Here is a 5503-nt window from a genome sequence, read left to right on the forward strand (position 1 = left end):
AATTTTGTATAGTAGCAAAAACAGCTATTTTTTATTGGCTTTGACATCAAATTCAGCGAAATCATCCAATTTTTTCTATTTAAAAATGGCAATGGTGATTGAAAATATTAAATCTAGACAGCTTCTAAGAACTCAATTAAATAAAACACCCCCAAAATTTCACGCTCTCAAAAAATCTCCCCTTGGGGGAGATTTAGAGGGGCTAAAATTCAACTTTAAAAAGCGGTGAAAATATCATGTCTTCCACACCGGATATTTTCAGGCCAATGCGTGCAAATACATAACTCTGCGTTGGCGTCATGGAAGGTATGGCAACACTCATACTTACGCCTGACAGGCTTGTAAGATCGCTGCCGCTTACGCTGGCGCCGGCAATGTTATTATTGGCAGATACAAACTGTGTTTTATTGATATACAGGTTTACACTTTCTATATCTTTTGCATCAGCGCCTGTGATTATCTGATCAATAGAGAAACTGGCCGTTACATTATCTCCTGAAGCAGATGCCTGCGCATTGCGGATTAAATAGTAAGGCGTAACCTGTATATCCGTAGTTTGATTTCCGTTCATGGTAATGGCAACCGAATCCGGCGCGCCGGAAGATGTGGTCGCGGAAACGAAAGGCCCGTCGCCGGCAGGGATAATCAGTTTATAATCACCGTTAAACAGCGCTGCCGAATAACTGCCATCCTGTGCAAAGGTTTCATTGGTGGAGATGGGGCCGACCTTGCCAAAACCGTATTGATAGATTTGAAAGTGCACCGCATCTTTCTCTACATAAATGGTATCGGTATTGTATAAGAGATTACCGGTTAACATAGCGCCCGGCGGTGCATAATTATCTTTTTTACAGGAGTAGATACATGCGCCCAAACCAGCAGCTAACATATATTTCGATAAGTGTTTCATGTATTAAAATTTAATAAGGTTATTGATTTGGTTGCTGTATAAGTTTTGGATTGCTTGCTATGGCATCAGAAGGTATCTGCGAATAATAATTGCCTGACAGGAACCTGTTATACCCGGTAGCTAAAGCCGGCAGCGTTTCTTTAAACATCCATTTAAAGTCGTTTGGCTTAGTGGGGTCATCCACATGCCTGTATGGCCAGAGGCCCCAGGGCTGTGTGCTGCGTTTGGTAGCTATCCCGATATTTGCTGTAAGGCTGGCCAGCGTGGTGGGCTGCCCGTCCCAAACCTTTGCAGCTATGCGCCAGCGTTTATAATCAAATAAGATATGGCCTTCAAAAGCCAGTTCCACCCTGCGATCATGCACTATCCTGTCAAACGTAACATCTGAAGCCGTGAGCGCTACAGTTAAGCCTGCACGGGCACGCACCTGGTTTAAATAGGTTGCGGCTGTGGCATTGTCTCCCAACTCAAAGGAAGCTTCTGCAGCATTCAATAAAATTTCTGCATAGCGATAACGGATAAATGCCACGGTGCTGCCCAGGCCTCTTGTGCCGGAACCCGTTGCCTGGTCTATATATTTACGAATGTAGAAGCCTGTTTGTGTTCTCAGTTCCAACCCGTTTACCGGGCCATCTTCGCCCACTACCTGGATGCTGGGCCCGCCGGAATAAAGGGATTTAAAAGTGCCTGACTGATCGCTTGTTACTATGCTGCCGTCGGGCAAAACATAACCGGCCCATATATCCACGATCCCGCCTTTGTACGTACCTCCGGGCAGTAAAATAGTCCCGGCCAGGCGGGCATCCCTGTCAGCAAAAATATCCTGTATGTCATCATAATAAACCGGGTTGCCGGAAGCATCTGTGGTAGTAAAGGGCGCATACGTGCCATCTAATTTTTCAAATGATTCTGCAAAGTTTAAGGAAGGGTTAAGCCTTCCTGCATCGCCGCCTTCTTCAGATAAGGAGTAAGGCTGATCGTTTGTGGTGAATGCATGTGTTTTGCCGCCTGTTTCAAAATCCTCAAAGAAGATGGTTTCAGGGCTGTCTTTATCCAGAAACAGGTTTGCAAAATTGGTGGAAAGATCGCCGCCTTTATTATACAGTGAGTAAGCGCCGGCTTCGCCATTGATTATTTCTGAAGCCGCCCGTAAAGCAATGGTATAATAATCGTTTGCCTTATCTGCCGCTATGCCTACTTCGCCGCCTGATAAAGAAACCGTGGGCGTGGAAGCGCCATATTTGGCTATGGATCCGGCATATAATGCGGCCCTCGATTCCATGGCTAAGGCGGCGCCTTTGCTGGCCCTGGATTTAACACTTACATCAGCCGGCAAATCGTCTTTTATAGCTTCCGCCTCACTGATCACGAAATCATATATATCCGACTCTTTTGCCCTTGGGAACTGAACCGCTTCCACACCTTTTGCAGCATCATATTCAACGGATGAGGTTATTAAGGGTACGCCGCCCATTCTCTTCACCATTTCAAAATAATAGCTTGCGCGCAAGAAACGGCCTTCTGCCAAAAACCTGGCTTTGTTATCATCCGTTAATTCTGTTGCTGCACTGTCTCTTTCTATAAACAGGTTCAGATCGTGTATGTATGTGTAATCCCAGGTATTCCAGGTGCTGTAGCCCCACCCGGTATTTTGCACTATGCTGGAACTGCCGTTTTCTGAAGGAAAGCTTTCACTGAAATCTGCAAAGCTGGCCCAGCCATTATCCAATCCTGAAAAATCGTAATAACGATTGTATAAATCAGCTAATACAGACAATACTAATTTGGGATCGGAGAACGCTACATCTTCCGCAATAATGGAAGTGGGATCCACATCCAGAAAATCATCGTCTTTTACACAGGCTGTGGCGTTTAAAATAATGGCTGCTGTTATAATGATTGAAATCTTTTTCATTCGTACAAGTTTATTTTTTCAATGGTCTCATGGAACCTCGCTATGTACATTCCCCTTGTGTGAGAAAAATTATCATGCTCGGTTTCATTACTATTTTCTTTAAGATTAGGTTAGAATGATAAATTGACACCGAAATTGATTACCCGGTTTTGGGGAAACTGTAAGCCATTGTTATCAATGGTTTCCGGGTCGAGATTATACTGGGCCAGGTTATCAATCGAGAACAGGTCGTACCCGTTGATATAAATTCTTGCGCTTTGAATTTTAATCTTGTTTAATAAGGATTGAGGCAGCGAGTAACCCAGCTCAATCGTCCTGGCCCTGAAATAAGTTATATTGTGCACCCAGAAAGTTGACATGGCGGAATAGTTGCTGTGCGAAGTGCCGGGATTATAACGGTTAGCGGGGTATTTGCCGGGTATCCATTCGCTGTTTAAATCGTATATATCTTTCCTGTGCCACCTGTCTTTAAATATGGCATTCAGGTTTCCGTTGTTCTGGAATGCCCATCTTTGTTCCCAATCCTGGTACCATGTATAACCGGAAGCGCCGGAAAAGTCTGCATGAAAATCGAACCCTTTATATGCCAGCGACAAGGTGAAACCAAAATTCACCATTGGCTGCGCACCATAAGCAAATCCTATGGGGCGCTGGTCGAGGCCGTCAATTTTTTTATCGCCGTTTATGTCTTTATAAATCAGGTCGCCGGGCAGCAATGTTTTATTGCCCTGGCCGTCTATGTCCACATCGTAGCTATTAATCTGGTCGAACGACTGAAACTGGCCAATGCAGATATAACCCCAGTCCTTATCGGTAAACCGGTTCACACTTGAATTACGGTACTGGTCCCAGGAGTTTTGATAGGTTGGTTTATACTGGCTGAGATATTTTGCCCGTGCATAAGAAAGGTTTCCGCCCACGGTAAAGAACACCTGCCCTATCTGCCCGTTATACTTTAATGATCCTTCAGAACCATATTGTTCATCCGATTCAAGGTTGGCAGATGGCAGCGTATAGCCTAATTCCAGGGGAAGCACCACATCGCTTTGCGATACGGGAATACCGGTACGCTTGCGTTTGAACCAGTCAAATGATCCCGTTACTTTTCCATTGAATAAAGTAAAGTCGGCGCCTATGTCGGTTGTTTTATCAATCATCCATGATATGCTGGTTATGGGAATGCCTTTATCTCTTGAGGCAGTGATGATGCTGCCGTCAAGTATGGCATATCCGTTTTCCCCGTAAACATATCCCGGCAAATAAGCAAACGGTGATACGATAGGATCATCCTGGTTGCTTATGCTTCTGTCGTCACCTAACTGGCCGTAAGAGCCTCTTATCTTAAAGTCTGACAGGATATTCGTTTTATTATTCAGCAGGCTTTTAAAGAAAGGCTCTTCGGTAATGCGCCATGCTGCTGAAACAGCCGGAAAGTAACCCACCCGCTGCCCGGGCGCAAATAAATAAGAGGCGTCGCGGCGGCCTGAGCCTTCAATAAAATACCTGTTTTTGTAATTGTAGGTTATGCGGGCTATATACCCTGTTTTTGCTTCTGTTTCATCCAAGTCGTCGTACGTATCTGTGATATTATAATAAATAAGCGGAAGGTTGTTTGACTGTGGCACTGCATGCACCCAGTCTTTAAGGTGATGGTTTTTTATTCTTTCTGCAACCAAAGTGGCGCTTATGGTATGATCGCCGAAGGTATTGTTATAGCTGGCCTGCAGCTGAATATCGGTGTTAATGTGCTTTTCCTGGTTTCTTTCTCTCCATGGGTTGGTGCTGCCGCCTGTTACTTTATATTCTTCTTCCGTGGAATCTGTAGCCGGAATATAGGTATAGGCTTCATAGGTATATTCCTGGTTATTTAAAAGATCATCGGCATAATAATATGAACCAAGGCCTCTTAAAGAAAGCCCTTTTATCCAGGGCAGATCCCATTCTATGTGAAAGTTTGTTTGAAGCACCCTCCAGTCGTCCCTGTATTTGCCGGAGAGGGTATTGTTCAGAAAGGCATAATTGGTTTCAAGATGGGCGCCAAGGTCGTTCAGGTAAGCAGGGTTATCATTGGCATACGGCCTTTCCATTGGTGTATTTCTCAGCACGGCAAAACGGGCCAGCCAATAGTCGTCTCCGTAAGGCACACCGGGATTTTTTCTTGTTTCCACTCTGCCGTTTATATCAAAACCCACTTTAAGCCCGTTGGCAACTTTTGCCGTGATATTTGATTGCAGGTTTGTTCTGTTGAAATTATATTCCTTGCCCAGCACAGAGTTTTGATACAGGTTCGTGCCCGATACGTAATAGTTCACTTTATCTGAACCGCCGCTAATATTAACGTTTACAGAATTAAGGGCTGCCCCGTTATTATTCATTACAAATTTACGCCAGTCAAAACTCCTGTATTGGGGATCGGTGCCTGCCTTGGCGGCATCCAGCACATCCTGGGTTATGCTTGTAGAGCCATACCAGTTCATCTCCGCATCAGCCCTGTAATATAAATACTCCGGTGTGCTGGAAAGCACTTTGGGAAAACGGAAAAAGCTTTGATACCCTGAATAAGCATCTACATTAATATTATTTTTACCGGCCGATCCTCTTTTGGTTGTTACCACCACCACGCCATTGCCGCCCCGTACACCGTAAATAGCGGCAGAGGCATCTTTTAATATGGTAAT

4 protein-coding genes are annotated in these 5503 nt (G+C 44.7%); 1 reads left to right on the forward strand and 3 read right to left on the reverse strand.

Going from position 1 to position 5503, the window contains the following annotated elements:
- A partial coding sequence (locus tag QM629_RS07695) for a hypothetical protein (RefSeq protein WP_415158854.1) occupies positions 1 to 229 on the forward strand: 229 nt, incomplete at its 5' end.
- Here QM629_RS07695 and QM629_RS07700 read toward each other — a convergent pair.
- The 3 genes from QM629_RS07700 to QM629_RS07710 all read right to left on the reverse strand — a co-directional run.
- Positions 203 to 910 carry a DUF3823 domain-containing protein gene (locus tag QM629_RS07700; protein WP_415158856.1) on the reverse strand — a complete coding sequence of 236 codons (708 nt, stop codon included), beginning with the start codon at positions 908 to 910 and terminating at the stop codon, positions 203 to 205. The two genes, QM629_RS07695 and QM629_RS07700, sit on opposite strands and share 27 nt — an antisense overlap.
- Positions 911 to 929: 19 nt before the next feature.
- Complete coding sequence (locus QM629_RS07705; protein ID WP_415158858.1) at positions 930 to 2825, reverse strand: RagB/SusD family nutrient uptake outer membrane protein; 1896 nt, start codon at positions 2823 to 2825, stop codon at positions 930 to 932.
- Between the two features lie 110 nt (positions 2826 to 2935).
- On the reverse strand, positions 2936 to 5503 hold a 2568-nt coding region (locus QM629_RS07710; protein WP_415158860.1), incomplete at its 5' end, for a SusC/RagA family TonB-linked outer membrane protein.

The organism is Parafilimonas sp., assembly GCF_047606085.1.
Lineage (GTDB): Bacteria > Bacteroidota > Bacteroidia > Chitinophagales > Chitinophagaceae > Parafilimonas.

Excerpts from the sequence above, each read along its gene's own strand:
- QM629_RS07700 (WP_415158856.1), bottom strand. The coding sequence starts at position 910 with ATGAAACACTTATCGAAATATATGTTAGCTGCTGGTTTGGGCGCATGT.
- QM629_RS07705 (WP_415158858.1), bottom strand. The coding sequence starts at position 2,825 with ATGAAAAAGATTTCAATCATTATAACAGCAGCCATTATTTTAAACGCC.